This window comes from Rhizobacter sp. P3_B12 (assembly GCF_056402895.1).
Map to the genome: position 1 here is coordinate 1 of NZ_JBFUGN010001342.1, position 1,294 is coordinate 1,294.

Below are 1,294 nucleotides of genomic sequence, written 5' to 3' on the forward strand. Positions count from 1 at the left end.
GGTAGATGCGGACATGGTCGACGAGCATCGGCTCGGTGCCCGGTCCGGCTTCCAGGTTCAGCAGGAAGGGCCATTGCTCGAAGACCTCGCGCGCACCGGCGGGCACGTCGGCGCGGAGCACCGCTTTCACCGCCACGTCGTCGACGGCCCATCGGATCTTCACCGGGTCCCATTCGAGCGAGAGGCGGTGGAAGCCATCGCCCGAAGGCGTCAACTCCACCGGCGCATGGAACGCCGGCTCGTCGGCGATGCCCTGCGCATACAGGCCGAGTTGGAGGTCGGTCCCGTCCTTCTCGATCAGTGCGATCTCGCCGGCTTCCAGCCAGTCGAGCGATGTCAGCGGTGCGCCTTGCAACGAGATGCGCGCGGCACCGGCCGGCAGCTTCACGCGCAACTCGATGCGGCCGTAGATCATCGCGCCCGTCGGCCGCACGCGCAGGCTGCTCGCGGGCGGCAGCAGCAAGCGGCCGTTGCCGTCGAACTGCGGGCTCGCGCCGCCGGGGGCCTTGTGCACGCGCCAGCGTTTCTCGTCGACCCGCACCGTCGCGGCCGCGTTGAACTCATCGGCCCAGGCGAGCCGCCATGCGCCGTCCCGCATCTCGCGGGGAACGACCGCCGGCGGCAGCGGCGCTGCCGCGGTCGCCGCGTCGCCCGCGGCATTCAGGAACTCGATGCGCCCCAGCTCGAAGCGCACCGGCTCCGGCGACGGTTCGTTGGCCGTGACCTCCACGCTCGCGACGGCCGGCAGGGTCTGCGCGATGCTCGCGCCGTTGCCGGCGCAATAGGGCTCGGGCTCGAAGACCGCCAGCGGGATGTCGATGTCCATCGTGCCCCGCACCCGCTGCAGCAGCACCGGGTAGCAGCCGGTGTTCTGCAGTTTCGTGTCGGTGCCCTTGATGCGGATGCGAAGCACCTGTTCGGTCGGCGACACGAGCCGGATGCGCAGGTTCCGGAAGGCCGAGAGGTCGACCGCCGCCCCACCGCGGCCCGCCCCCACGTCGACCCCCAGCGTGCTCCACGCGCTGCCGCGCGCACGGCTCAGGCGGCCGGACACGCGCACCCCGCCGTCGTAGACGCCGAGCGCGTCGGCCGCGACATCGCCGGGCTTCTCGGAGATCTGCAGAAGCGTCACCGGCGGCCGCTCGCGGCCGGCCGGGGGCGTCCTGAAATCAGCCCACACCACCGACGCTGGCTCGGCACCCCAGGCCGGCACGCCCAGCCACGCCGCGGCAAGCGCCGCCAGGTACCACGCTGCGCGCTTCATGCCGCGCTGACCGGCATGCACAGCTCGCAG

At 72.3% G+C, this 1,294-nt stretch carries 1 protein-coding gene; it reads right to left on the bottom strand.

Features of this window, described 5'->3' with window-relative positions:
* Positions 1 to 1,264: glycoside hydrolase family 16 protein (locus AC1D01_RS35060; RefSeq protein WP_477874187.1), on the bottom strand; the 1,264-nt coding region annotated here is incomplete at its 3' end.
* Between the last annotated feature and the right edge of the window lie 30 nt (positions 1,265 to 1,294).